The organism is Rhodococcus koreensis, from assembly GCF_017068375.1.
Classification (GTDB): Bacteria; Actinomycetota; Actinomycetes; order Mycobacteriales; family Mycobacteriaceae; genus Rhodococcus_F; species Rhodococcus_F koreensis.
In genome coordinates this window covers 529,427-554,479 of sequence record NZ_CP070609.1, presented here as the reverse complement: position 1 = coordinate 554,479, position 25,053 = coordinate 529,427, and the positions used below count along the sequence as shown (strand labels likewise).

The window sequence follows — 25,053 nt, the reverse complement described above, 5'->3', positions numbered from 1 at the left end:
GGTTCACTGTCGCCGCCTCGCCGTCCGTGTGCGAGGCGGCGCCTCCAATCCGATGCGGGATGCGGTCACACAGTGATGAGATCGTCATGGGGCAGCACCGACGGGAGGGCGTCCGATGGCCGAGATCAGCGTGAGCGCGAGCGAGGTACGTCTCGCATTGTCCAGGTTCGAACAATTCGCCGGATTGCACGGCGACGTCGCCGTCCCCATGCCGCTGATTCGAGGCGCCGAGGTGATCGCCGACCCGTTCGCGAACATCCGGGGTGTGCGGGCACCGGGTCTGGGAATTCCGCGGCGTCTGTGCATCGGGACCTGGCGCGGCAGGGGAGTGCGCTCCTTCGTCGCGGCGCGGTCGGGTGTCCCGGCGATTCGCGTGCGCACCCTCGGACGGGGCTCGGGAGCGGAGTTCGACGAACTGATCGTGACCGTGCCCGATGCCGTTCGCGTCGCGGCGCAGATCCGCGACGTGCTCGATGTCGAACGAGTGGGAGTATCCGAACGCGAGGTGAGGTTCCGGTCCGGCGACGGCACCGTACTGACCGGCACTGTGACGGTTCCGGCGGGTGCCGAGGGCGGGCCGGCGGCGGTGATCCTCACCGGGTCCGGCCGACTCGATCGCGACGGCGACCACGCAAAGCTCCCGATCGGTGTGAGCCGTGCCCTCGCGGACGCGTTGGCTGAGAAAGGTGTCGCCTCGCTGCGATACGACAAGCGCGGGGTCGCGCACTCGGGCGGCAACTACCTGTCGGCTGGCCTGTCGGACAACATCGCGGACGCCGCTGCCGCCGTCGACTGGTTGGGCACGACAGGGGGATTCGGACGCAATTCGATCGCGGTCATCGGGCACAGCGAGGGCGCCTGCCTCGCAGTGGCGCTGGGAGCAGATCGGGGGGTCGACCCGGCGGCAGTGGTGCTTCTCGCGTGTCCGGCGGTGACGGGGCGGCAGGTGCTGCAATGGCAGTCGGGCAAGGCCGTCGACGGCCTGCCCGCTCCGGTGCGGGCGGTCCTGCGGGCACTGCGCATCGATGTGAAGGAAAGGCAACGCGCGGCGCTCGAGAAGCTGTCCCGGAGCACCACCGACACCGCGCGGATGGGTGGTCGCCGGGTGAATGCGCGCTGGTTCCGAGAGTTTCTCGACTTCGACCCGAAACCGCTGTTGCGGGAGAACCCCGCGCCGGTCCTTGCGATCACCGGAGCCAAGGACGTGCAGGTGGACCCGGCTGATCTCACGGCGATCGCCGAACTCGTGCCCGGCCAGGTCGACACCGTCCGGGTTCCGGACCTGACGCATCTGATCCGACGTGACACGGCCCCGCCGTCGCTGCGCGCCTATCGGCGACTCGTGCGCGACGCCGTGGATCCGGAGGTGCTGTCGCTGGTGGCCGACTGGACCGCCGGCCACCTGCGGCGTGCTTGAAGCAGTAGGGATCCGCCGTACGCTATCGGGCCGACAGGTTGTCGATGATCTGTGCGACGTGCTGGGCGCTCATCGGGCTCTCGTCGAGGGTGTCCGCGCCGGGCCGCAGTCCCGCGATCATGTCGCCATGGTCCGGCGCCACCCTGTGTCGGTGACGCCGCGGGTTGTCGCGACGACGCCGCGCACGGACCAGAAGATGAGATCCAGGTCGGCGTCGGCGGCATCCTCGCGGATGCGCCCGTGTTGCTTGGCTCGCGCCAGGAGTTCGAACAGGATCCGTCGGTACTCGTCCCGCAGAATCGTGGTCTCGTCGTCGTTCCACATACGGGACAAACATCCTCGGTTCGACGCCAGGATGGCACCGGTACCATACAGAACCTGCTCGAGGCCTTCGCCGTCCGGCGCGGACAGGGCTTCGTCGGCAAGGGCCAGGAAGTCGTCGTATACCTGGCGAACGAGCTCACTGACCAATGCATCCTTGGTGGGGAACCGGCGGTAGAGGGTGCCGATTCCGACGCCGGCGACCCGGGCGATCTCGTCGACTCCCACATCCAGGCCGCGCTCGCTGAACACGGTCGCTGCCGCGTCGAGTAGCCGCTGCCGATTCTCCGCGGCGTCGCGGCGCAGCGCCCTTTCGCTTCCCCGAATCCTCATGTCGGACTTCATTCGGATTCGTCGCCCACCAGAGTGCCTCCCGCGACCATCGCGAGTTCCGGGTGCCGCAGTGCGGCCGACTCCTCGAGACGCGTGGTCTTGTCCCGCTTCATCGCCGGGATGAACATGGCCGCAACGGCGCCGAGGCCCACTGCTGTGCCCAGCATGACGAATCCATGGGTGTAACCGGATTCCGGCGGAACTCCCGCGGACGACGCCCCCGCGGTGACAATGCTGGCCATGAGTGCAGCGCCCACAGAGCCGCCGATCGTGCGGATGTTCGCGTTCATACCGCTGGCGACACCGGTCTGTTCGGGTGGTACCGCTGCGACGACGACATTCGACATCGCCGAGAAGGCCAGTCCGAAGCCGATCCCGATCAATGACGTGGCGAGGTAGATGTCGATCTCGGTGTCATGCGCGAACGCCACCACGAAGTAGCCGATCGCACCCACGATCGACCCTGCGATGAGCAGGACTTTCGAACCCAGTCGAGCCGCCAGGCGGCCGGAGGCGAGTCCGAGCAGGAACATTCCCACACTCAGGGGCAGCAGCATCAGACCCGACTCGGTGACCGAAGCGCCGAAGCCGTATCCGGCGGACGTGGGTGTCTGCAGGAACTGCGGCAGGAAGCCGAATGCGGCATACATGCCGACGCCCATCAGCAGAGCCAGCAGGTTGGCCGCCCAGACGCTGCGGACCCGCATCATCCGCATGTCGATCAGCGGGTTGGCGGATCGCGCTTCGGCGACCACCCACGTCACGACGACGACCGCGGCGGCCACCAGAAGCCCGACGACGATCGGTGAGCCCCAACCCCACGTGGGCGCCTGACTCACACCGAGTAGTAGCGCGACCAGCCACCCGGACAGCAGCAGCGCGGTGAGCCAGTTGATCTTGCCGGCAGTGTGCACGGGGGAGTCGGGGATCAGGATGTGCGCGGCCACCCCCGCGAGGACGACCATGATCAGCGGAATCCAGAACAGCCAGTGGTAACTCAGCACCGTCACGATGGGACCGGCGAGGACGATGCCGAGACCTGCACCGACAGCGGTGAGTGCGGCGATGATGCCGACTGCTCCCGCCACCTTCTCCTCGGGGAACTCGTCGCGGATGATGCCGAACGCCAAAGGCAGCACACCGCCACCGATGCCCTGGATCACCCGAGCCGCGATCATCACCGGCAGGGACGTGGCGAGGGCGGCGAGCAGGGACCCCACCGCCAGTGCGGTGAGTGCAACGACGAACACGCGCTTCTTCCCGTGCATGTCGCCGAGGCGTCCCATGACCGGGGTGGAGATCGACGCCGACAACAGGTAGGCGGTCAACACCCACGTGACGTCGGCCTGAGTCGTGCCCAGCGCCGACTCGAGGGTCGGCAGCACCGGAATCACCAGCGACTGCAGAAGGGCAAAGGCGCCGACACCGATAGTGAGAACGGCAAATGTCAATTGATAGTGCGTCCGCGGCGAAGCGGTTTTCATGAATACTCCCAACAAAGCGGAGCGTTCACTCCGCATATCGGGAATCTATCATTCGACGCGATGCGTGTGCGTGATCCCGGTCAGTTGGGACCTTTGCGTCCGACGAGGTGGATTCATGGCCGGCCAGACTTTCCCAGCTGCCCTCGCCCACCACTCCGCGATGTTGGGTTCACATCCAGGGCATGTCGGGATCGAGCGGGTGGGAGATCACGCCGTCGTCGGGCTCGAGGGGGTAGTTCGCCGGGTGGAACTGGGCGCTCGAGGATCCGAAGAGGTCGGTGCCGCCCGGCTGGGTCAGCGTGGTGCCGGGCTCGACCAAGGTGACCTGCGGGGGCCGGTCCTCGTCGGGGGCGTCGCAGGAGACCATGGGCCAGGCGTCGGCGCATCCGATGCGGTCTCGTACCTGGACGGTGTACGGGGAAACCGCGTGTGGAGCGACCCCGTCGGCGGGTGCGGCGCCAGCGGTGGCACCTTGCGCCATCAACACCCCCAGTCCTACGGCGACGCCTGCGGCGGCTGCGACGGCGGTGCGGGTCTTGATCGAGGTCATCGTGTTACTCCTGCCTGGTGGGTGAAGTCCGCGTCTTGCGAACGACACCAACTCTGCTCCGGGAGCGGGCCGGTGGTAACACCGACAGGGTGGTCATCCCGCCACCCTGTACGGGGTCGAAATCCACCCCTCGGGGTGGTTCCTCGGAGGACAGCGGTTCGGTGCTACGGCTGTCGAACAGCCTGCACGCGCCGTTCGAGGGCCAGCACGCAGAAGCCGGCGACGACGAGGACAATCGCCATCGCGAAGAAGACCTCGCGGGGCGCAATGCCGGCGCTCAGCGCGGCACCGACGATCAGAGGGGCGGCGATTCCGCCGAGTCGGCCGATTCCGAGTGCCCACCCCACTCCGGTCGAGCGCATGTCGGTCGGATAGAGGACTGTCGCCAGGGCAATCACGCTCATCTGACCGCCGGTGACGCATGTCCCCGTGAGAAACGCCGCGACCAGAAGGGCCACGGTGCTGCCACCGCCGAGCACCCATCCGAGCAGGGCCACGAATCCGGCGCCGACGAGATAGACCGTTCCGAGTGTGCGAAAAGGACTGGTGCGGTCCATGGCAGGGCCGATGAACATGGCCGCGGCGATGCCACCCACAGTAGTGAGAACAGTGCAAGCGATGACGACGCGTGACGATTCACCCAGAGAGCCGACGATTGTCGGAAGCCAGCTCTGGATGGCATAGAACGCCGCCAGATTCGCGCCGAAGGCAAGCCAGAGCAGAAGGGTGTTCAGCAACCACCGACCTCGTACGAAGTCGAGAATCATCGAGGCTTTCCCTTTTCCCGCGGGGTGGCTGTTGTCTGTTGCGTCTGTCAGGACGATGGCGTTGGAGGGCAAGGCGGGATCGAGCCGGCGCAGGGTGGCATTTGCGCGATCGCCGGCGCCGCGTAGGAGCAGGTATCGGGGGGACTCCGGAAAGTAACGCAGCAAGAACATCAACAGCACCAAAGGTACGGTGCCCCCGACGATGAACATCGCGCGCCATCCCCACAGCGGAATGACGAATCCGGAGACGACCCCGGCTGCGACGAATCCTAAGGCGTACCAGCAATAGATGAACATCACGAAGGACGAGCGTCGCCGTGCCGGTGTGAACTCACTGACAATTCCGACGAGACTGGGAATGGTAGCGCCGAGTCCAGCCCCTGTGAGGAATCGCAGTGCGATCAATTGAAGCGGCGATTCTGCGAATGCGCACAGCAGAGTCAAAATACCGAACATCGCGGTGCAGACGATGACCGCGCGTCGCTGTCCGGATCGATGAGCGAGCGGTGCCAGGCACAGGTAGCCGACCATGAGGCCGACGATGGCCGCGGAAAAGATTGGCCCGAGGGAGGAAACGGGCAGCCCCCACTCGCGTGCGATGGCCGGGGCCGCGAAGCTGATCGACTGGGTGTCGAAGCCGTCGAGAAACATGACTGCGCCTGCGAGAGCGAGGAGGAGGTAGTGGAAGCGGCCCACGGGCCGCCCGTCGATGAGTTCACCGACGCGGACCCCGGTGACGGATGCATGCGAACTGGAGAGTTCAGAGGCCATTGCGACTTCACTTTCGCTCAGGTGCGAGTTGAGTTGATTGTTGGTTCAGAGGCCCTCGTCACGCGTTGTCAGCTGTTCTGGGTGCGGACGGTGGATCGGGGCCGGTGATGAGAACCATAGAGACGTCTTTCGTTACAGTCAATAGCTGTAACGAAACACCAATTACGTTACGCATCTTGACTGTAACGATACGTGAATCTAGGCTTCGACCGCTGGAGATCGGCGTGAACTCGGTGCGGGGCACTCGATGCCGCCGCGGCCGATCTACCCAACATCCCGAAGGAGAAATCATTGAGCACGGAAGATGCGGTCGCAGAGGCGATTCGCGTGGTACATCGTCTGTCGTCGACACGGGTGATCGGAGAAGTCGAAGCCGTCTCTGTGGGGCCGGTCGCTGGGAGGTTGCAGCGATGAACTCGTTCGATCTCGCCATGCTGCTGCTGCGCGTCACACTCGGCCTGACAATGGCTGCTCATGGATGCCACAAGATCTTTCTCGGTGGCCGAATTTCAGGTAACGCCAAGTGGTTCGAAAGCTTGGGTATGCGTCCAGGCATGCTGCATGCTCGGGTGGCTGCCGGGACGGAGATCGTCGCGGGTCTCGGCCTGGCGGCGGGCCTTTTCACCACCGCTGCGGCGGCAGTGGTGGTGGCGCTGATGCTGGTTGCCGCGTGGACGGTGCACCGCACCAAGGGCTTCTATGTCATGGGCTCAGGTTGGGAATACACTTTTGTCATAGCGGTATCGGCGGTGTGTGTTGCGGTGCTCGGTGCAGGACGAGTCAGTCTCGAGCAGTGGGTGTTCGGTGGCAATCCAGTCGATGGATGGGCCGGTCTCGTCATTGCGGCCGGTGCGGGAATTCTCGGCGGAGTAGGACAATTGGCGCTGTTCTATCGGCCCTCGAAGGTCACGGTGGGCGCATAGGAATGTGAAACCGGTTGTGGCCCCCACGCGAAACGCGTGGGGGCCACCGTCCTATGGGGAGTCTTCGTAGAAGGTGGTGAATGAGGCGACGGCTTCTCGGGGAGTGTGGTGCCGGCTGAGCCGGTGTTCGTTGTCTGCGTAACCCAGTGCAAGTCCACAGACGATCAGCTGGTCGTCGGGGATGTCGAGGTGCCGGCGCAAAACCGGGTAGAAGTCGATGAACGATGCCTGAGGGCAAGTGTCGAGCCCGGCGCCGCGGGCAGCGAGCATCAATGCCTGCAGGAAGAGGCCTGCATCTACGAGCGCACCGTCGAGCGGATTCCGACTGACCGTCAGGATGATTCCGACGGGAGCGCCGAAGAAGTCGTAATTGCGGCGATGGTGGGCCAGCCTGGCTGCCGAGTCGGTTGCCGCGATGCCTAAGGCGTTGCCGTACAGGCTCTCACCGAATCGACGTCGACGAGTACGAAACGGCTCCGCCCATTCGTTCGGCTTGGGCTGGTAGTTGTACTCCCGCGTACTTACACGGTCCTCGCAGTCGTGGGCGGCGAGAAGTTCTGATGTCAGGCGCGTCTTCACTGAGCCGGTTACGACATGAACCTGCCACGGCTGGCAGTTCGAATTGCTGGCCGACCGTGCGGCCAACTCGAGTAAGTGTTCGATGTCGTCGCGGGGTACCGGTGTCGGCAGGAAGGCGCGAACACTTCGCCTGCTCAGTAACGCCTGCTCGACTGTCATGTGTTCGATCGCACGGCGTACGGCGCGGGACGTTCGCGGGGCGGTGGTGGTCACATCACTCATGGAGCATGCGCCCCTTTCATTGATCAGACGGTGGCGGCGGGCGTGATGTCGTAGGAGATCCGCCCAGCCGGTAGGTAGAACAGAGCGATCAGGGCACCGCCTCGGACCTCGGGGTAGTGGTGGCTCCCCGGCCCGGGTGCGGTCCAGCCTGCGCCGCACCATCCGCGCGGACCGGCCAACTCGGCGCCGGGATCAAGGGGCACTACCAGGTTGAGTTCGCCATACGGATGCTGGTGGTACTGGCCCCGGTACCGGGAAATGCTGTTCATGTAGACCGCGGTGACGCTGAAATAGTGGAGTTCCTCGCTCGGCGATGCGATTCGGCTGCGGCGATACCTCGGTCCGTCGAGCTCCACATTCGCCGCCCACCCGTCGTCGACGCCTTCGGTGATCATCCGAGCCAGGTCGTCGTACAACTCCGTCCCGGGCCCGTAGTTGGTGTTGAGCCACCCCTCCAACTCTCCGCCCGCGGTCCGGTTCTTGACCTCGTCGAGAAACGGGATGCTGCGATCGATCAGGGCCTGACTGGGATTCATGACGCGCTCCTGGATGAGACTTCCGCCACGTCTGTGGCTACAGCCAGACTATGACGCAGTTAAGTTACAGTCAAGAGGTGTAACGTAACTGCGAACGGCGGCTCGATCGAGATGACAGCGCGATCCCGAAGCGGGGGGCAGGCTCGGTTACGATTATCGACCGTAACGGAACGAGCGAAGGGGTGGTCATGGCGGAAAAGGGAGTCGGCACGGATTCGCAGGAGGGTGCCGACGCAGAGGCCGCCGCCCGCGGGGGCCGGCCCCGCAATCCATCCCTTGACGACGCCATCATCCAGGCGACTCGGCGACGGTTGGTCGTCGACGGGTACTCGAGAATGACGTTGGGCGACATCGCATCCGATGCAGGCGTCACCCGCCCCACTCTCTACCGGCGGTGGCCGGGAAAGTTCGAACTCGTCGTCGACGCCCTCGACTTCGGCTTCCGCGCGCAACGTGCGACCTACCCGAACCTGGAACTCGCGAAATTGCGACCGTTCGAAGCCTTCACCGAGGCCATCCGGCGGGTCGACCCGTGCTACTTCAATCCGGACGCCATGATTCTCATGGGCAACTTCATGGGCGAGGCCTTCCGCACGCCCGAACTGCTCGAGATCGTGCGCGAACACGCAGTGGAACCACGGGTAGATCTGGTCGAACGCGTGCTCGACGATCTCCAAAGTCGCGGCGAAGTACGCGAGGACATCGACACCCACACCCTGGCCACCATCTGCTTCGGCAGCTATTACGCCGCCTTTCTCCGAGGTGACAGCGATCGCGAGGATCTGGCCGAGAAGGTTGCGGCGACCCTGTGGCCGGGAATTGCGGTCGTGCAAACGTAGCCACGACAGTCCCGTGCCCGGCTGCAACCACCTCACGCCTGCGTCGAGTTACTCCGCGTCGGCGCGGTGTGCGGTGCCGAAGCGGCGTTGGTAGACGGTCGGTGACATCGACAGCTCTCGCACGAAGACTCGTCGGAGACTTTCGTAACTGGGGAATCCGGCGAGTGATGCTGCCTGTGTTGCGTTGTGTCCCTGGTCGAGGAGGGCCTTTGCCAGGTCGAAGCGGATCAGTTCGACGTAGCGGGCCGGGGTGGTGGACAGTTCGGTTCGGAACAGGCGTGTGAGGTGTCGGGCACTGACGTTGAGGTGTGTGGCGAGTTCGGTGAGGGAGTGGTTCCCGGCGGGGTCCGCTGTCACCAGGTCCACGATGCGGCGCAGGGCCGGTGTTCGTGGTGGCGGGCCCTGGAGTGGGGCGGAGAATTGTGATTGTCCGCCGGCGCGCTGCAGGTAGACCACCAGGTGTCGGGCTACGTCGCGGGTCAGCTCGGGGCCGTGGTCTTCCTCGACCAGTGCCAGTGCCAGGTCGATGCCGGCGCTGACACCGGCGGAGGTGTAGGTGGTGCCGTCGCGAACGTAGATCGAATCGGGTTCGACGTGCGTCGTGGGGTGCCGGGCCGCGAGTTGGTGTGCGACTTTCCAGTGTGTTGTGGCGCGTTTGCCGTCCAGCAGTCCGGCCGCGGCGAGGACGAACGCCCCGGTGCAGATGGACCCGACCCGGGCGGCTCGCGTGGCGAGAGTGTTCGTGGCGTCGATCAGGTCGCGGGCGATGGCGGTTCGGGGGTAGATGTCGCCGCCGGCGACGAGGAAGGTGCCGGGGGCGGGTTCCGATTCGGCGTCGCCGTCGACGGAGAGGTGGATGCCGATCGACGACGCCACGTCGGCGCCGGTCGGTGACAGCAGCACGATCCGGTAGTCGGCGCCGCAGCGATTCGCTTCAGCGAACACCTCGGCGGGGCCGGCGACGTCGAGCAGTTTCACGCCGTCGTAGACGAGGATCGCGACCCGATGCGGGTGGGGGCTGGTGTCCACGCTTACCGCCTGTCCGGATTCGGGTGCTTCATGGCCGGGTCTGGGCGGCGCCGGCCCGGGATGTTCGGCATCGTAAGGGGACGGGCACACCGTCCGTTCTACAACATCGACATCTGGAAGGGCAGGGCCCATGTCCGAGATCATCGCAGGAGTGGAAATTCCCGAGACGCCGGCGGCGGCGGAGGCGACACGCCTCATCCGGGAGACGACGAACCCGCTGATCTTCCATCACTCGCGGCGGGTGTTCCTCTTCAGCACGCTCCGAGGCCGTGAGCTCGGCCTGCGGCCGGACCCGGAGCTGCTGTACCTGTCTGCGCTGTTTCATGACACGGGTCTGCTGCGTCCGTTCTCGGATGTCGAGCAGCGGTTCGAGCTCGACGGAGCCGATCACGCTCGCCAGTTCCTGCTCGAGCGGGGATTCTCGGGTGCTGCTGCCGAGGTGGTCTGGACGGCGATCGCGTTGCACACCACGCCGGGGATTCCGGGCCGGATGGGGGATGAGGTCGCTGCCACCAACTTCGGTGTCCTCACCGATGTGGTCGGGTTGGGTCTGGACGGTCTGGATCCGGGGCAGGTGGAGGAGATCACCGCTGTTCATCCGCGCGGCGATTTCAAGAACGAGTTTCTGCGTGCCTTCGTCGACGGGCTCAGTTACCGGCCGGACACGACTTACGGCACCGTCAATGCCGACGTGCTCGAACATTTCGTCCCGGGTTTCCGCCGCGTGAGCATGGTGGAGCGGATCATGGACTCGGCCTGGTCTGCATGACCGGCACGCACCGCCTACTCGAAGGGAACATCATGACCGGCGTGAATCTCAGCAAGCAACACCCGTCCGTATACAAGAGTCTGATGAAGCTGGACGCGGATGTGAAGGCTGCCCTGGAAACGGCGGGAGTGGACCCGCTCCTGGTGGAGTTGGTGAAGATTCGCGTCTCCCAACTCAACGGCTGTGCCTTCTGCCTTCGCATGCACACCCGCGACGCCCTGGCCAAGGGAGAGACGACCGATCGACTCGCGGTCGTCGCGGCGTGGTGGGAGGCGCAGTACTTCAGCGACCAGGAGCGTGCCGCGCTCGCTCTCGCCGAACAGGTCACCGCTCTCGCCGTTCCGGAACGGCGCACCTGGGATGACGGCTCGCTCACTGACGAGCAGGTGTCCGCGATCAGCTGGCTCGCGACGGTGATGAACGCCTGGAACCGGGTCGCGGTCAGCAGCCACTACCCGGTTGCGCCGTAGAGTCGCACGATACTGTCCGGCGACGGGTCGGTGTTCGTCGGCTCGGGCAACTCTCGTTGTGGATCTTCACGGGTCTGCTGCTCCTCTTCGTGATCCTGTGCATCCTGGTCGCCGTCGCGGTCATCACCCATGGGGGCGGCCATCACGGCATGATGCACTACCGATACGGTTAGGGGCAGTACGCGCGACGCGCCCCCGCCACCGCTTTTGGGGCAGTGAGCGGGGGCCGACATGCCGCTGGATCGGTTGCATCGAACTTGCAGCACACACTGAATGTTACTCGCATTCAGCGGCCGAACAGCGACGAATTCTGTTCTTTCCGAACATGTCTCAGTAATGCACTGTGCGGACTGTCCGCGCAACGACAGGCCGACGCGACTGGGTCGCGTCGGCCTGCACATCGTCGTTTGTGCCGGTGGACTTTAGTTGAGCTTCTGCGGCACACCGTAAGTCATGACCGTGTCACCGTCCGCGGTGACTGCCATGGCGTACGGACGGATCGTGACCGCACCGAGAGCGCCGGAGATGGAGCCATGAACTCCCTGCATCCTCACCGAGGCCGCCGGTCCGTCGAACTCCTGGCCCTCCAGGATCGGGACGGTGGTGATTCCGCCCGGCTCGAGGTCGATGTCGAGTTCCTGCGACGGAATGATGTCGCCGGCGAGTGTTGCGCTGGTGCCCGCGTTCAGCCCCAGCGTGAGGTCCGGGACGAGCCCGAGATCGATGCCGTTGCTCGAGCCGATAGCAAACCCGAGACCGGGTGTGTTCAGGACGATCGTTGCGCCTGCCAACGCGATCGGGTAACCGATCTGGTAACCGACGGTGAGTTGTGTGCCCTCGAAGGACGCCGCGTCCGGTCCGGTGATGTTGACCCCGGCATAGCCGTTGTGGAAGAACTCCACGCTGGTGGGCACGCCGTCGAGTGGCGGTACCACCTGGTACGAGGTGTCGCCCTGCAAGACCTCGATCCGGTTACCGGCGGCGTCGACGACCGAGCTGGAATTGTCCACGCCGGCCGACGCCGTGCCATTGCCCATGACCATAGCGAGCGCTGCGATGCCCGCGACCGCGACAGCGCGAGTGAAGCTCTTGTACCCAACGCGAGATGTGCTGATGTCCGTCATGCCGACCCCATTCAGAGTGCTTCAAATCAGAAGTGAAGAAATATGCGAAGCGTAGCCACGGGGGCGCACAGAATCTCGGTATTGATCAGAAGTTCACGACGAAGTTCCTGCGTCCGAGGGCTGCACGCTCGGCGGCCCGTGCGATTGGAGCATCGTCTCGGTAGGTTGACTTCATGCGTTATGGAGTGACGCTGCCACCGTTCATGGAGTGGTCAGACCCGTTGACGGTTGTCGAGATGGCCGCCGAGGCCGATGAGGCGGGCTGGGATGGCTTCTTCCTGTGGGATCACGTGACGTGGAACCCTGCCTGGGGTGGCACGCCGCCCATCGCTGACGCGTGGACGTGCCTGGCCGCCGCGGCGACCGCGACCTCGCACGTGTTGCTGGGGACGGTGGTGACGCCGCTCGCGCGTCGTCGGCCGCAGATCGTGGCTCGTCAGGTCCTCACCGTCGACCACCTCTCGGGTGGACGCGCGCTCCTGGGTGTTGGTTTGGGCGCCGACTACGACTTCGAGGTCTTCGGGGAGCGGCTGACTGCTCGCGGTGAGGTCCTCGACGAGTCGTTGGCCGTCCTGACGGCATTGTTCACTCGTGGGCCGGTCGACTTCGACGGCACGTATTACCACGTGCATTGTCCGCCGATGCTCCCGACGCCAGTGAACGGCGCGATCCCGATCTGGGTCGGAGGTCACTGGCCGAACCGGGCGCCGTTCGATCGGGCGGCTCGCTTCGACGGCGTCGTTCCCCGCAAGGCCGACGACGAAACGGGGCTGGTCACCACCGATGACCTCCGTGCGATCCGGGTCGCGATCGGGCGGGCGGACGATTTCGCATACGTGGCCAGTGGCTCGACATCCGGTCCCGATGATGTTGCCGCGGTATCGGAGTGGGTGGGGGCAGGTGCGACGTGGTGGCTGGAGAGTATGTACCCGTTCGGTGGGCGCGCCGGGCAGATGCGGGACCGTCTGCGGGCCGGCCCACCTCGCGTCCCGGGTCGGTAGAGACCTTGGGCAGGGGGTCTTCGATGCGCGTGTGTCGATGTCGGCGATCGTCACCCGGTGTTTCGGGGTCACCGGGGACGGTGTGAAGTGTCTTGCTCGGTGTCGAGTACTTCCTGGCTGGCGGCCCAGGACGCGAGGAGCTTGAGGGCGTCGGCGGTGGGTGTGCCGGCGGCGGCGGTGTAGATGTTGAGTTGGAGGCCCGGTTCGGAGGGCAGATCGAGTGCTTCGAAATCGAGGTCGAGTTGACCGACGGCAGGGTGGCGCAGTCGTTTTCGACCGCTGCGGTGGAAGCGCACGTCTTGTGATGCCCAGCGTTGCCGGAACAGTTCGCTCTGGGTGGACAGTTCCCCGACCAGAGCGATGAGCGCTTTGTCGTGGGGGTTGCGACCCGCTTCGAGTCGGAGCATGGCGGCGGCGTCCTTGGCGATCGTGTCGTAGTCGACGAAGAACACTTCGGCTTGCCGGGGATGGAGGTAGACGAATCGGGTGGTGTTGGCCGGACGGCGAGGGTCTGCGAGCACGGGGGAGTACAGGGCCCGGGCGAGGTCGTTCATCGCGAGGATGTCGTGGCGGCCGTTGCGGATCCACGCAGGTGCGTCGGTGGTGGCGTCGAGTATTTGCTGGATCGCCGGGCGAACCGTCATCGACTGGGTGCGGGGGCGACGGGTGCTGCTTACTCGCGATTGGCGGGCGAGGGCGAGGAGGTGGTCGCGTTCGGCGTCGTCGAGTTGCAGGGCGCCGGCGAGGGAATCCAGAACGCTGTCGGAAGCACCGGATAGGTTGCCGCGTTCCATGCGGACGTAGTAGTCGACCGAGACACCGGCGAGCATGGCTACCTCTTCGCGGCGCAGGCCTTTGACTCGGCGGTTACCTCCGTAGACGGGGAGTCCGCTCTGCTCGGGGGTGATGCGTGCGCGCCGCGTGCTGAGGAATTCGCGGATTTCGGTGCGCAGGTCGATCGAGCTCATGAGTCCACGGTAGGTAGTAACCGCTGGGTGTGGGAGGTACTGGCAGTACCCGGAACGTCCGTGACTCCCCGGACGACCCGAATAGAGGTCGACTGGAAGGCATGAAAGCGACGTACATGTTCGGAGCGGGCGATGTCCGCGTCATCGATGTCCCTGATCACACCATCCAATCGTCCACCGACGCTCTCGTACGGATCGTGCGGGCCTGCGTCTGTGGCAGTGACCTGCATCCCTACCACTCCATGGGTGTCGACCCTGCGGGCACGTCGATGGGGCACGAGTTCATCGGTGTCGTCGAAGCGGTCGGTTCGGACGTGCGGACGGTGCGGGTCGGTGACTTCGTCATCGCGCCGTTCGCGGTGTCGTGTGGCACCTGTGTGTTCTGTGCCCAGGGTCTGCAGACCTCATGCGTGCGCGGCGGGTTCTGGAACGACGCCGCGCTGGGTACGGCGGGTGGTCAGGCCGAAGCAGTCCGCGTGCCGCTGGCCGACGGAACGCTGGTCACGGCGCCGGTCTGCGAGGACGACGACGATGCGCTGCTCGACTCCTTGTTGACGTTGTCGGATGTGTACGGCACCGGCTGGCATGCTGCGGTCCGCGGAGGCGTCGGCGAGGGCAGTGTCGTGACCGTGATCGGTGACGGGGCGGTGGGATTGCTGGCGGTGCTGTCGGCTCGCCAACTCGGCGCCGAGCAGATCGTGTTGATGGGTCGGCACCAGGTGCGGACCGATCTCGGTCGCGAGTTCGGTGCAACCGATGTGGTCGCCGAGCGCGGCGAGGAGGGCATCGCGAGGGTTCGCGAGCTGACCGGCGGACTGGGCAGCGCGATCGTCCTCGAGGCGGTCGGTCACCGGCCCGCCTACGACCAGGCGGTGGGCGTCGTCCGCGCGGGCGGAGTGATCAGTCGGGTGGGGGTGCCTCAGTACGAGGACGCACCGGTCGGGTTCGGGAGCCTGTTCGGACCGAACGTCACGCTGACCGGTGGTCCGGCGCCGGTGCGCGCGTATATCGAGCGCCTACTTCCGGCGGTCCTGGAGGGCACCGTGCAGCCGGGGAGGGTGTTCGACCGGACCGTCGGCCTGGATCAGACGCCGCTGGGTTACGCCGCGATGGATTCCAGGGAAGCGCTCAAGGTCGCGGTCCGGCCGTGACGACCGGGGTTTCCGGTCGGGCTCCCGCTTTTCGGTGCCGCTCCCTTGCTCGTCGGGCTGGCGCCGACGGGATGGTGGATGATCGCCTCCCGTGCGGTGCAGGGAATCGGTGCGGCGATCGTCGCACCGACCTCGTTGGCGTTGATCACGACCTATTTCGACGGCGAGGCCCGCAATCGGGCGATCGCCTGGTACGCCGCAACCGCCGGTATCGGTGCCAGCCTCGGTCTCCTCGTCGGGGGTGCGCTCACCGAGTGGGTCTCCTGGCGAGCGGCGTTCCTGGTCAACGTCCCGATCGCGGTCGCGTTGATAGCGTGGTCCGGCACGGTGCTCGTGGAAACGCCACGTCGAACGGGGCAGTTCGATGTGATCGGTGCGCTCGCTGCCACACTGGGCATGGGCGCCGTCATCTTCGGGATCATCGAATCCGCCGACGCTGGATGGGGATCGGCCCGGGTGCAGGCTGCTCTGGTCGTCGGGGTGGTCCTGCTGGTTGCGCTGATCGTCCACGAGGGCCGGGTGCGGCAGCCGATCCTGCCCCTGCGGTTGTTCTACAGTCGCGAACGCAGCGGCGCCTACACCGCTCGGCTGCTCTACCTCGGGGCGATGATCCTTGAGTCTATCGGCGCAAACCCGGTCCTTCAGGTCATGGATAGCCGATCTGGATCTGTCGGACTGTGGGGCTGGTGTCTAGGTCATGGCGGGGAGGGTGGTGAAGCGGGCGTTCAAGTACCGTTTCTATCCGACTGCGGTGCAGGCGGAACAGCTTGCCCGAACGTTCGGGTGCACCCGGTATGTCTACAACCGGGCGTTGGCCGAGCGGACGCGGGCCTGGTCGCAGGAGCAGCGACGGGTCACCTATGCGGACACCTCGAAGATGCTCACCGGATGGAAGCGGGACACCGAGACGGAGTGGTTGTCGGAGCCGTCGAAGGGGCCGCTGCAGGAATCGCTGCGGCAGTTGCAGGGCGCGTTCGACAGGTTCTGGCGCACGCAGACCGGATACCCGCAATTCAAGAAGAAGGGCCAGTCGAAGGATTCGGCGACCTACTTCTCGAACTGCTTCACCTACCGCGGCGGGCAGATCCGGTTGGCCAAGCAGTCCGAACCGCTGGATATTCGGTGGTCGAGGCCGTTGCCGGAGGGGGCCGTGCCGTCGCAGGTGACGGTGTCGCGTAATGCTCGTGGTCAGTACCATATTTCGATTCTCGTCGAGGACACGATTCCCGAACTCGAGCCGGTCGATCGGGTGGTCGGGCTCGATGCCGGGATCACCAGCCTGTACACGCTCTCGACGGGGGAGAAGATCACCAACCCGCGCCATGAGCGTAGGGACCGTGAGCGGCTGGCGAAGGCGCAGCGGATGCTGGCCAAGAAGGAGAAAGGATCGCGTAACCGGGCGAAGGCCCGATTGAAGGTCGCGAAGATTCATGGTCGGATCGCCGATCGGCGTCGCGATTATCTGCACACACTTTCCACTCGTTTGGTGCGCGAAAATCAAGTGACCGCCATCGAGGATCTGAGTGTGCGGAATATGGTGAAGAATCGGTCGTTGTCTCGGGTGATCTCGGATGCGGGGTGGTTCGAGTTCCGGTCGATGCTCGAGTACAAGGCCGACTGGTACGGGCGGCGGGTGGTGGCGGTCGATCGGTTCTGTCCGTTGTCGAAGACCTGCTCGGTGTGCGGGGAGGTCGCCTCGGCGATGCCGCTGACTGTGCGGGAGTGGACGTGCCGGTGCGGCGTCGTCCATGATCGGGATGTGAATGCGGCGAGGAATATTTTGGCCGTCGGACTGACGGTGGCAGCCTGCGGAGAGGGTGTGAGACCCCCTCGCACCTAAGGTGCGGGGCGGCGACGTCGGTGAAACAGGAACCTCGAGGCGCGAGTCTGGAGGGGAATCTCGGTCGTTCACGGCCGAGAGGAAGTCAGCGGGTTCTTCTACTTCACCACCCAATTGCTCCAGGACGGGTTCGGTTTCTCCCCACTGCAAGCCGGCCTCGGGTTTCTGCCGATGACCCTCGTCAACTTCGCCGTCGCACTCGCGGTGCCCCGGCTGAGCGCCCGGCTGTCGAACGGGATTCTGCTCGCCACCGGACCGCGCTGACCCTGGCCGGCATGGCATGGCTGAGCCGCATCGGCGCACTCGATGCATATCTCGCAGACGTTGCACTGCCGATGATCCTGGTGGGCGCTGGGCAGGGCCTGGCGTTCGGGCCGCTGACGAACGCAGGAGTCGCCGGTGTGGACTCGGCGGACGCCGGCGCGGCCTCCGGACTGGTCAACACGGCCCACCAACTCGGGATGGCACTCGGTCTGGGCATCCTCGTCGCACTCTCGGCGAACGCAGGCGGCGCCCTCGACCGGCCGGCAGCGGTGACCGACCACGTCGGCGCCGCCCTCACCGGCAGCGCCATTCTGCTCGTGCTCGCGTTGGCCGTCGTGCTCACGGTGATCGTGCCCGCCGCACGACACCGCACTGCGGGTCCGGGCACCTCGTCCGACAAACACACTCAGCACCCTGTGACCGACCCCAAGGTTGAAGCATGACCATCCCACTACTGACACTGAACAATGAAACAACCATGCCGGCACTGGGTTTCGGTGTGTTCCAGACGCCGCCCGATGCCACGATTACCGCGGTCGAGGCGGCGCTGCAAACCGGATACCAGCACATCGACACCGCTGCTGCCTATCAGAACGAACGCGAGGTCGGCGAAGCCATACGCCGCTCGGGCGTCGATCGCGCGGACGTCTTCATCGAGACCAAGATCTGGATTACCGATTACGGCTACGACGCGACCCTGCACGCCTTCGGCAAGAGCGCCCGCAAACTCGGAGTCGGCCAAATCGACCTGCTGATACTGCACCAGGCGCTACCCGGCGAATTCACCCTCACCATCGAGGCCTACAAGGCACTCGAGACGCTGCTCGCGGACGTCCGCGTCCGCGCCATCGGTGTCAGCAACTTCATGCCCGACCACCTCACGCGACTGCGTGACGAAACATCCGTGGTGCCGGCGATCAACCAAATCGAGGTGCACCCGTACTTCCGGCAATCCGACGTGCTCACCGCCAACGCCGAACACGGAATCGTGTCCCAGGCATGGTCGCCGATCGGTGGTATCACCTTCTACCGCGACGGTTCCCACGGCTCCACTCTCGACGACCCCACCATCAAGAGCATCGCAGCGGCGCACGGCAAGTCGCCGGCCCAGGCGATGCTGCGGTGGCACCTGCAGCAGGGCCGCCAGGTGATCCCGAAGTCGGTCACCCCGTCGCGTATCACCGAGAACTTCGACGTCTTCGACTTCGATCTCACCGAGGACCAACTTGCCGCGATCGACGCTCTCGACACCGGTGTGCGCGGCGGTCCGGAGCCCGACCACATCACCCGCGAGACATTCGGTCTCGAAATTTCCGAAGCCTGAGGAATCTCATCGGATACATCAAACTCATTTGATGTATCTGGTGGTAGTCTGGTGTTGTGGTGTTGGTGCGTCAACCAGTCCCGTCGTTCGTGCAGCTGGCTGCTCATCCGTTGCGGTGGCAGCTGATGGCAGCGCTGTCCGGCGGCGATTACCGGGTCCGGGAGATGGTGACTCTGCTGGGTGAGTCGCAGAACCTCATCTCCTACCACCTGCGCCTGCTGCGGGACGGCGGGCTGGTGAGGGCTACCCGCAGCAGCTTCGACGGCCGCGACAGCTACTACCACCTGGATCTGGACTGCTGTGCCGAGATGCTGACCGGTGCGGGCGCCGCGCTGCACCCGGCGCTCGGGTTGATTCCTACTGCCCCGCAGTTCGATTCGCAGGCACCTGCGTCGGTGCTGTTCGTGTGTACCGGTAACAGTGCCCGTTCCGTGATCGCGGAAGCTCTGCTGCGGCAGCGCACCAACAGCCGGGTCGAAGCACGCAGTGCCGGCACCCGCCCTAAACCGATAATGCACCCGAATGCGGTGCGGGTGCTGCGAGAAGAGTTCGGGATCGACATCTCCGGCCAGAATCCCCGGCGCCTGGACGCACTCGCAGACCACCGGTTCGACACGGTAATCACCCTGTGCGACAAGGCTCGTGAAGTCTGTCCGGAGTTCGGTGAGGGCACGCGCTGGATCCACTGGAGCATCCCCGACCCGTCGGAGGCAGGCGGCACCGACGAGGACACCTACCCGGCCTTCCACGCGACCGCCGCCGACATCGACACCCGCATCCGGTACCTGGTGCCGAACCTCACCACCGAAACGTGAAAAGGAGCTTGTGATGACGACCCCACGCGACGACTACGTCAGCGTCCGCTACCTGGTCGACGATGTGCCCGCAGCCATCGACTTCTACACCCGCCACCTCGGCTTCACCCTGCACACAAATCCTGCCCCGGCCTTCGCCGACGTGATCCGCGGCTCGCTGAGGCTCCTGCTGTCGGGGCCGGCCAGTTCGGGGGCTCGCGCAACCCCGGCCGACAATGCCGGTGCGGGGAGGAACCGCATTCACCTCATCGTCGGCGACCTCGACGCCGAAGTCACCCGCCTGCGTGATGCCGGTGTCGCGTTTCGCAGCGATGTGGTCGCCGGTCCGGGCGGGCGTCAGATCCTGATCGCCGACCCGGCAGGCAACCTGATCGAACTGTTCCAGCCCGTCGCCTGAGGAGCCGGCGACATCGGCTGCCCGGCTACGTCTCGCCGATCGCGCACGAGGCGACGCGCTACCGTGAACGCCGTCCACCGTGATCTCGACAACGGGGAGTGGTGAGCGAAGATGTGGATCAGGTGTTTCCAAGAATCCCCGAACGCATCCGGGGTGCTGCTGTGCTTTCCGCATGGTGGTGGTACGGCGAGCGCCTATCGACAGTTGGCCGAGGCACTGTTCCCGCGGATCGAGTTGCTGGCGGTGCAGTATCCGGGTCGGCAGGATCGCCTCAGCGACGAGATGATGTCCGACGTCGGCGCTATCGCGGAGCAGGTTGTGCGCGAGTCGACTCCGCCCGCGGGTAGGCACCTCGGAGTGTTCGGTCACAGCATGGGTGCAACGATTGCGTTCGAGGCGGCGCGGCGTTTCGAGCAGCGAGGTCAGGCGCTCGCAGCATTGTTCGTCTCTGGTCGAACAGCACCGAGTGTCGTCCAGCCGACGGCGTTGCACTTGGCAAGCAATCAGGCCTTGCTCGACGACATGCGCCGGCTCGGGGGTGCGGACTCCAATGTGGTGCAGATACTGGTCGAGAACCCCGACCTTGCAGAGCTGGTGCTACCGAGCGTGCGTAACGACTACAAGGCCGTGGAGACCTACAGGTACAAATCCGGGCCGGACGTGTCATGTCCGATCATTGCCCTTCGCGGCGACGCCGACCCATCGGTGACCGACGCCGACATCCGGCTCTGGAGCGAATTCACGACCGGGACCTTCGACACCTGCGAATTCTCCGGCGGCCATTTCTATATCGATGACCACGCGAACGAGATCGCTTCCCTGGTCGGCTCGCGGTTCAACTGAGCCGGACGAACAGGCAGCAGACCGATCAGGAATAAAGAAGCGCCGGTCCCAGGACTGCCCTTAGCGTGGACACCGAGCGGTCGCCGACGCGGCCGCCGGACCCTGAGGAGACGAGTATGAGTGCCACGATCCGCAGCCTGGTGATTCCGGTGTCCGACCTGGACGCCGCGAAGGCGGTCTACACCGCGCTGCTCGGCGAACCGCACACCGACCAGCCCTATTATGTCGGATACAACGTCGACGGCTTCGAGGTCGCTCTGAATCCAGGCGAGGAAGGCGGGGGACCGGTGGCCTTCGCCGACGTCGAGGATCTCGATGCGAGCCGCGCGACCCTGCTCGCGGCAGGTGCGACCGAGCGGAGCGCCCCGCGCCAGATCGCCCCGGAGGCGCGAGTGTGCGTGCTTGCCGACGCTGACGGAAACCCGATCGGTCTGCGCGGCAAGTAGCAGTCGCCGTGGCCGGGACCGCCACCGTATTCGGCGGTCCCGGCCGTTATCGCTGGATCATGGGTGACGCCCGAATCGGCTGGTGGACACGGCGTTCGCTCAGTCGACGCCGATACATCGAGAGGGCACCAGATCCAGCACCACGATTACCTTGCGGCGCCCAGCAGTTCGTCGGAGATGATCCGCATCTGGATCTCGCTGGTGCCCTCGAAGATCTTCGTCAACCGGGCATCGCGCCAGTGCCGTTCCACCTGGAAGTCGGTGGTGTACCCGGCACCGCCGTGAATCTGCACGGCCTCACTGGTCACCCGCTCGGCCATCTCCGTCGCCACCAGCTTGCACATCGACGCCTCCAACGAGCACCGACGGCCGGTGTCGATATCGGTGGCCACCGCATACATCAACTGCCGGGCGGCCTCGATGTCGGCGGCCATCGTCGCGATCTTGAACCGCAGATGCTGGAAGTCGGCCAACTCGTGCCCGAACTGACGGCGGGTGTGCAGGTACGCGATCGAATCCTCCAACGCACCCCGAGCCAGACCGATCGCCCGGGCCGCGGTGTGCGCCCGCCCGACCTCGAGACCGGAGACCGCCAGGTAGAAACCCCTGCCCTCCTCGCCGAGCATCGCGGACGCGGGCACCCGGAAGCCGTCGAACGACAACTCCCACGTGCTCCACCCGAAATACCCGATCTTGCGGATCTTCGTCCCGCTGATCCCTTCGGGGAAGCCTCCGCGCTGCTTGTCGATCAGGAACGCGCTGATCCCGCGGTGCGGTTTCGCCGGATCCTTGGTCGGGTCGGTGCGCGCGAACAACACCAGGTAGTCGGCCTCGTCGGCGTAGGTGCACCACATCTTCGTGCCACTGATCACCCAGTCGTCGCCGTCGCGGGTCGCGCGGCAGGAGATGTTCGCGACGTCCGAGCCGGCCTCGGCCTCGGACAGGGCGTACGCGCCGAGGTACTCACCGCGGGCCACCTTCGGCAGCAACGCCGCCTCCTGCTCCGCGGTGAAGCCGCCGCCCATCCCGTTGCCGCGGGCCAGCAGCCCGGACACACTCATCCACGCCCGCGACAACTCCTCCGCGACCAGGCAGTACTCGAACACACCGAGGCCGAGACCGCCGTGCTCCTCGGGGATCATGATCCCGAAGAACCCGACCTCGGCCATCGCCTTCTTCAACGTGTCCGGGATCGTGCCCTGCACCGGATCCAACTCGTTCGCGACCGGCAGCACCTGCGTCATCGCGAACTCGCGAGCCAGGTCCCGGATCGCCAGGCGGTCCTCGGTGAGATACCGCGGTGAATCTGTCCGCGGCTGCGACGGCCGATGCGTCATGAAGGCTCCTTCGGTTTTGCACAAGGCTACATCTATTTGTGCGGCCAAATCTAGACCCCATCGGCGATACTGTCATTCCCTCTACTGCAAGCAAGGTCGCGCATCTGAGAAGGCTGCGATTGACATGAACGCTACTCGTGAGGGAATGTGGCCGTACAAAACCTTCGACAGGCCCTCCGCCGACCTGCCGCCACGATCGAGTGGATCGGCCTAGGGGCGGCCTAGGGGTGGGGGAGTGGATTCGCGTCCCTGGCGCCGAGTAGTGCTGTCATCACAGCGATCTCGTTGCTCTGATCGCGGATCATCCCGCGTGCGACGCGGCGGATCGGTTCCGAGGCGACCGCGTGGATGGCTGCCTCAGCCATCTCGACGCCTCCCTGGTGGTGCCGGATCATGAGTTGCAGGAAGAGTGACTCCGCGTCTGCTCCGTGCAGGCCGGCAAGGCGGGTGATCTCGCTGGTGCTTGCAGTTCCCGGCATTGGTGCGCCGCCCTGTTCGCTCATGACGTGATCGGAACCGTGCATCCACTGCATCGGCCGCGCTGTGGTGAAGGGTTCGTCGAAGAGATTGAGCCAGCCGCGCATCGTCGCGATCTCGGAAGTCTGCGCGGCGACGATCTGGTCGGCGATGACCCGGATCTGCGGGTCGACGTCCCGCGGCAGTGTCTGGGCGATCAGCACCGCTTGCTCGTGGTGCACCGACATGTCCTGTGCGAAACCGACGTCGACCGGGGACAGCTGAACCCCGACGACGCCGGTGTCGCGCGCCGACTGCAGCCACATTCCGGCTGCAATCCCGCCGGCACCGAGCAGCACGGCGCACAGCAATAGAATGATGGGACGGCGGAATGGCGACCGCCGCATGTCACTGCCCATAGGTCGGAGCCTGATTCGCCGGTGCTTGATAGACGGAGTTGTCCAACTGCAGCGCCATGAAACCGTTGTCGCTGCACGAGGTCCAGATCTGGTTGCCGTGGAATTCCGGTGGCGAGAAGCACCAATCCGCGGACAGGTCGCCGAACGCCACCATTCCTGCGCGTGGGCCGAACGCGATCCGCGGATCCGTCTTGCCCTCGAAGACGGCGTGGGCGAGCGGAACGAAATCGAAGAGGGACACACCGATCAGCGACGACAGAGCGTGTGGTGAATTGGTCAGCTGGAGATTCTTGCCGGTCTGCGCCGGCGGGTTGTAGTAGGCGACCTCCCGGATGTGGCCGAGGTCGCGGATGTCGAACACACGGATCCCGGACGACTCCCAGGAACACGCGAGTGCGGTCGGGTCCGCGGGGCGGTCGACCACGCAGTAGTGCGGATCGTAGGAGAAGACCGAGCCGCCTTGCGAGGACCGAAGGTTCGCGGCGGTGTTGGCGGGAAGCTGGATCTCGAGCTTGATCTTCTGCACGATGTCGGCGTGCGCCGGGTCGGCGACGTCGAAGACCTTGATTCCACCGCCGCCCGTTTCGTCGACGGTGAAGATGTAGGGCTTTCCGTCGTACGTGACCGGAATGCTGTGCTGGTTGAAGAACCCGTCGGTCCACAGGTACGTGGCGAGTTGCGGGACGGTGGGATACGGTTCGCCGCGTTGGACAGCGCTGATGTCGAGGACGGTGATCCCACCGAGGTTGGACAGGTACATCCGGTTCCCGTCGGGGGTGATGCCGAAACCGTGCCCGCCGAGTCCGTGCAATCCCTGCCAGATGATCCGTGGCTCGGCCGGGTTTCGGATGTCGATGGCGCTGAGGAACCCCGGGGCGGGTCCGGACACCCAGTAGGTGTTGCCGTCGGGGGAGAAGCCGCCTTCATGCGAGATGAACGGCAGCGGCATGGTGACATCGGTCCCGGCACCTCGGTTCAGCAACCGGGGGTGGGCGCAGTCGGAAATGTCGTAGACGGAGAAGTAGCCGGTGCCTGCGGCGGCCGGGACCGCGGTGGCTGCGAGCAACTTGCGTGCCTTGTTGACCTTCAAACTCTCCCAGGTGCCACCCAGCATCGCGGGTTCGTTCAGGGTCGTGGACAGCACCGGCTGCGCGGGGTTCGACACGTCGAGTACCTGCACGCCGGGTGTGTCGGGGTCGAGCAGGTTCCCGGGGAAGAACGTGCTGGTGTAGGAGCAGTGGTCGTAGGTCACCGACAGCAGGCCACCACCGCGATCCTGCAGGCCCCCGAGCAGCGACATGTTGCATCGATAACCCTGGGTGCTTCGTCCGCTGTTGCGGTCTTCGGCCGGAACGTCGCCCTGCATACCCGTCTCCGGCAGCGAACCGGGACCGCAGTCGGCCCGCGGGACGGCCGTCGACCCGACGTCGTTGAAGAAGAACGTCTCGGCCGACGCGACGGCGGGTGCGGGGCTCGTCGCGACCCCGAGGACGACCGACACGGCAAGGGCTGAGGTAGCCACACCTCGCCGCATTCTGGCGATCCGCATCACCAACTCCCCCCGACGGTGGGCTCGACTACGCGAACGCTAGCAATCAGTACTCCAGTTCACACACAAATCGGCCAACTCCGCGAAACCCGTGTGCGGGCGGGCGACT

At 65.4% G+C, this 25,053-nt stretch carries 26 protein-coding genes and 2 pseudogenes; 15 read left to right on the top strand and 13 right to left on the bottom strand.

Annotated elements, in window-relative coordinates; genetic code table 11:
* The first annotated feature begins 115 nt into the window (after positions 1 to 115).
* Positions 116 to 1,417, top strand: coding sequence for an alpha/beta hydrolase family protein (locus JWS14_RS02480; RefSeq protein WP_206012415.1), 1,302 nt, complete (start codon positions 116 to 118; stop codon positions 1,415 to 1,417).
* A gap of 22 nt (positions 1,418 to 1,439) precedes the next feature.
* On the opposite strand, the pseudogene JWS14_RS02475 reads toward JWS14_RS02480, so the two are convergent.
* The 4 genes and pseudogenes from JWS14_RS02475 to JWS14_RS02460 all read right to left on the bottom strand — a co-directional run bounded on the left by JWS14_RS02475 (position 1,440) and on the right by JWS14_RS02460 (position 5,523).
* Positions 1,440 to 2,071 (bottom strand): annotated as a pseudogene (locus JWS14_RS02475) (TetR/AcrR family transcriptional regulator).
* Between the two features lie 8 nt (positions 2,072 to 2,079).
* Positions 2,080 to 3,555, bottom strand: a complete 1,476-nt coding sequence (locus JWS14_RS02470; protein WP_072943277.1) for an MFS transporter — start codon at positions 3,553 to 3,555, stop codon at positions 2,080 to 2,082.
* A 169-nt stretch (positions 3,556 to 3,724) separates the two neighbouring features.
* On the bottom strand, positions 3,725 to 4,105 hold the full coding sequence (locus JWS14_RS02465) for a hypothetical protein (protein ID WP_095863975.1): 381 nt from the start codon (positions 4,103 to 4,105) through the stop codon (positions 3,725 to 3,727).
* A 164-nt stretch (positions 4,106 to 4,269) separates the two neighbouring features.
* On the bottom strand, positions 4,270 to 5,523 hold the full coding sequence (locus JWS14_RS02460; RefSeq protein ID WP_338051130.1) for an MFS transporter: 1,254 nt from the start codon (positions 5,521 to 5,523) through the stop codon (positions 4,270 to 4,272).
* A 530-nt stretch (positions 5,524 to 6,053) separates the two neighbouring features.
* On the opposite strand from JWS14_RS02460, the gene JWS14_RS02455 reads away from it, so the two are divergent.
* Positions 6,054 to 6,566: a DoxX family protein gene (locus tag JWS14_RS02455; protein ID WP_072943280.1), complete on the top strand. Its 513-nt coding sequence runs from the start codon at positions 6,054 to 6,056 to the stop codon at positions 6,564 to 6,566.
* 51 nt (positions 6,567 to 6,617) lie between these two features.
* Here the strand turns inward: JWS14_RS02455 and JWS14_RS02450 are convergent, their stop codons facing one another.
* The gene (locus JWS14_RS02450; RefSeq protein ID WP_083395868.1) at positions 6,618 to 7,367 is read right to left on the bottom strand and encodes a nitroreductase; all 750 of its coding nucleotides are present in this window, start codon (positions 7,365 to 7,367) and stop codon (positions 6,618 to 6,620) included.
* A 23-nt stretch (positions 7,368 to 7,390) separates the two neighbouring features.
* Entirely contained in the window at positions 7,391 to 7,903 is a 513-nt protein-coding gene (locus JWS14_RS02445; RefSeq protein ID WP_072943282.1) for a DUF4863 family protein, read from the bottom strand.
* A gap of 188 nt (positions 7,904 to 8,091) precedes the next feature.
* Between JWS14_RS02445 and JWS14_RS02440 the strand changes: the two genes are divergently transcribed.
* On the top strand, positions 8,092 to 8,742 hold the full coding sequence (locus JWS14_RS02440) for a TetR/AcrR family transcriptional regulator (RefSeq protein WP_206012413.1): 651 nt from the start codon (positions 8,092 to 8,094) through the stop codon (positions 8,740 to 8,742).
* A gap of 48 nt (positions 8,743 to 8,790) precedes the next feature.
* Here JWS14_RS02440 and JWS14_RS02435 read toward each other — a convergent pair whose 3' ends face one another.
* A complete protein-coding gene (locus tag JWS14_RS02435; protein ID WP_241031231.1) occupies positions 8,791 to 9,771 on the bottom strand; it encodes a GlxA family transcriptional regulator in 981 nt (326 codons plus the stop codon).
* 130 nt (positions 9,772 to 9,901) lie between these two features.
* Between JWS14_RS02435 and JWS14_RS02430 the strand changes: the two genes are divergently transcribed.
* Both JWS14_RS02430 and JWS14_RS02425 read left to right on the top strand, forming a co-directional pair.
* Complete coding sequence (locus tag JWS14_RS02430; protein WP_206012412.1) at positions 9,902 to 10,540, top strand: HD domain-containing protein; 639 nt, start codon at positions 9,902 to 9,904, stop codon at positions 10,538 to 10,540.
* A gap of 32 nt (positions 10,541 to 10,572) precedes the next feature.
* The gene (locus tag JWS14_RS02425; RefSeq protein WP_072943351.1) at positions 10,573 to 11,010 is read left to right on the top strand and encodes a carboxymuconolactone decarboxylase family protein; all 438 of its coding nucleotides are present in this window, start codon (positions 10,573 to 10,575) and stop codon (positions 11,008 to 11,010) included.
* On the opposite strand, the gene JWS14_RS02420 is transcribed toward JWS14_RS02425, so the two are convergent.
* Positions 10,992 to 11,153: a hypothetical protein gene (locus JWS14_RS02420; RefSeq protein ID WP_170063575.1), complete on the bottom strand. Its 162-nt coding sequence runs from the start codon at positions 11,151 to 11,153 to the stop codon at positions 10,992 to 10,994. The two genes, JWS14_RS02425 and JWS14_RS02420, sit on opposite strands and share 19 nt — an antisense overlap.
* A 279-nt stretch (positions 11,154 to 11,432) precedes the next feature.
* Positions 11,433 to 12,134 (bottom strand): MspA family porin, encoded by a 702-nt coding sequence (locus tag JWS14_RS02415; protein WP_072943288.1) that lies wholly within the window; start codon positions 12,132 to 12,134, stop codon positions 11,433 to 11,435.
* Between the two features lie 173 nt (positions 12,135 to 12,307).
* Between JWS14_RS02415 and JWS14_RS02410 the strand changes: the two genes are divergently transcribed.
* Positions 12,308 to 13,135, top strand: a complete 828-nt coding sequence (locus JWS14_RS02410; protein WP_206012411.1) for an LLM class flavin-dependent oxidoreductase — start codon at positions 12,308 to 12,310, stop codon at positions 13,133 to 13,135.
* A 68-nt stretch (positions 13,136 to 13,203) separates the two neighbouring features.
* Here the strand turns inward: JWS14_RS02410 and JWS14_RS02405 are convergent, their stop codons facing one another.
* A complete protein-coding gene (locus JWS14_RS02405) occupies positions 13,204 to 14,103 on the bottom strand; it encodes a helix-turn-helix transcriptional regulator (RefSeq protein WP_206012410.1) in 900 nt (299 codons plus the stop codon).
* A 101-nt stretch (positions 14,104 to 14,204) separates the two neighbouring features.
* On the opposite strand from JWS14_RS02405, the gene JWS14_RS02400 reads away from it, so the two are divergent.
* From JWS14_RS02400 to JWS14_RS02360, 9 genes and pseudogenes are all read left to right on the top strand, one after another.
* The gene (locus JWS14_RS02400; RefSeq protein WP_206012409.1) at positions 14,205 to 15,254 is read left to right on the top strand and encodes an alcohol dehydrogenase catalytic domain-containing protein; all 1,050 of its coding nucleotides are present in this window, start codon (positions 14,205 to 14,207) and stop codon (positions 15,252 to 15,254) included.
* 15 nt (positions 15,255 to 15,269) lie between these two features.
* Positions 15,270 to 15,728 (top strand): annotated as a pseudogene (locus JWS14_RS49860) (MFS transporter); the annotation flags it as partial.
* Positions 15,729 to 15,951: 223 nt separating this feature from the next.
* Positions 15,952 to 17,094: an RNA-guided endonuclease InsQ/TnpB family protein gene (locus JWS14_RS02390; protein WP_206012408.1), complete on the top strand. Its 1,143-nt coding sequence runs from the start codon at positions 15,952 to 15,954 to the stop codon at positions 17,092 to 17,094.
* A 275-nt stretch (positions 17,095 to 17,369) separates the two neighbouring features.
* On the top strand, positions 17,370 to 17,801 hold the full coding sequence (locus tag JWS14_RS02385) for an MFS transporter (protein ID WP_241031230.1): 432 nt from the start codon (positions 17,370 to 17,372) through the stop codon (positions 17,799 to 17,801).
* Entirely contained in the window at positions 17,798 to 18,682 is an 885-nt protein-coding gene (locus tag JWS14_RS02380) for an aldo/keto reductase (protein ID WP_206012407.1), read from the top strand. Before JWS14_RS02385 ends, JWS14_RS02380 begins: the two co-directional genes overlap by 4 nt.
* Positions 18,683 to 18,738: 56 nt before the next feature.
* On the top strand, positions 18,739 to 19,497 hold the full coding sequence (locus tag JWS14_RS02375) for an arsenate reductase/protein-tyrosine-phosphatase family protein (RefSeq protein WP_206012406.1): 759 nt from the start codon (positions 18,739 to 18,741) through the stop codon (positions 19,495 to 19,497).
* Positions 19,498 to 19,510: 13 nt separating this feature from the next.
* Positions 19,511 to 19,894, top strand: a complete 384-nt coding sequence (locus tag JWS14_RS02370; RefSeq protein ID WP_206012405.1) for a VOC family protein — start codon at positions 19,511 to 19,513, stop codon at positions 19,892 to 19,894.
* Between the two features lie 111 nt (positions 19,895 to 20,005).
* Positions 20,006 to 20,737, top strand: coding sequence for a thioesterase II family protein (locus tag JWS14_RS02365; RefSeq protein ID WP_206012404.1), 732 nt, complete (start codon positions 20,006 to 20,008; stop codon positions 20,735 to 20,737).
* 116 nt (positions 20,738 to 20,853) lie between these two features.
* Entirely contained in the window at positions 20,854 to 21,183 is a 330-nt protein-coding gene (locus JWS14_RS02360; RefSeq protein ID WP_072943302.1) for a VOC family protein, read from the top strand.
* A 146-nt stretch (positions 21,184 to 21,329) separates the two neighbouring features.
* On the opposite strand, the gene JWS14_RS02355 is transcribed toward JWS14_RS02360, so the two are convergent.
* From JWS14_RS02355 to JWS14_RS02345, 3 genes are all read right to left on the bottom strand, one after another.
* Positions 21,330 to 22,520, bottom strand: a complete 1,191-nt coding sequence (locus JWS14_RS02355) for an acyl-CoA dehydrogenase family protein (RefSeq protein WP_206012403.1) — start codon at positions 22,518 to 22,520, stop codon at positions 21,330 to 21,332.
* A 221-nt stretch (positions 22,521 to 22,741) separates the two neighbouring features.
* On the bottom strand, positions 22,742 to 23,395 hold the full coding sequence (locus JWS14_RS02350; protein ID WP_206012402.1) for a DUF305 domain-containing protein: 654 nt from the start codon (positions 23,393 to 23,395) through the stop codon (positions 22,742 to 22,744).
* Entirely contained in the window at positions 23,385 to 24,944 is a 1,560-nt protein-coding gene (locus JWS14_RS02345) for an LVIVD repeat-containing protein (RefSeq protein WP_206012401.1), read from the bottom strand. The genes JWS14_RS02350 and JWS14_RS02345 overlap by 11 nt, the downstream gene beginning before the upstream one ends.
* Between the last annotated feature and the right edge of the window lie 109 nt (positions 24,945 to 25,053).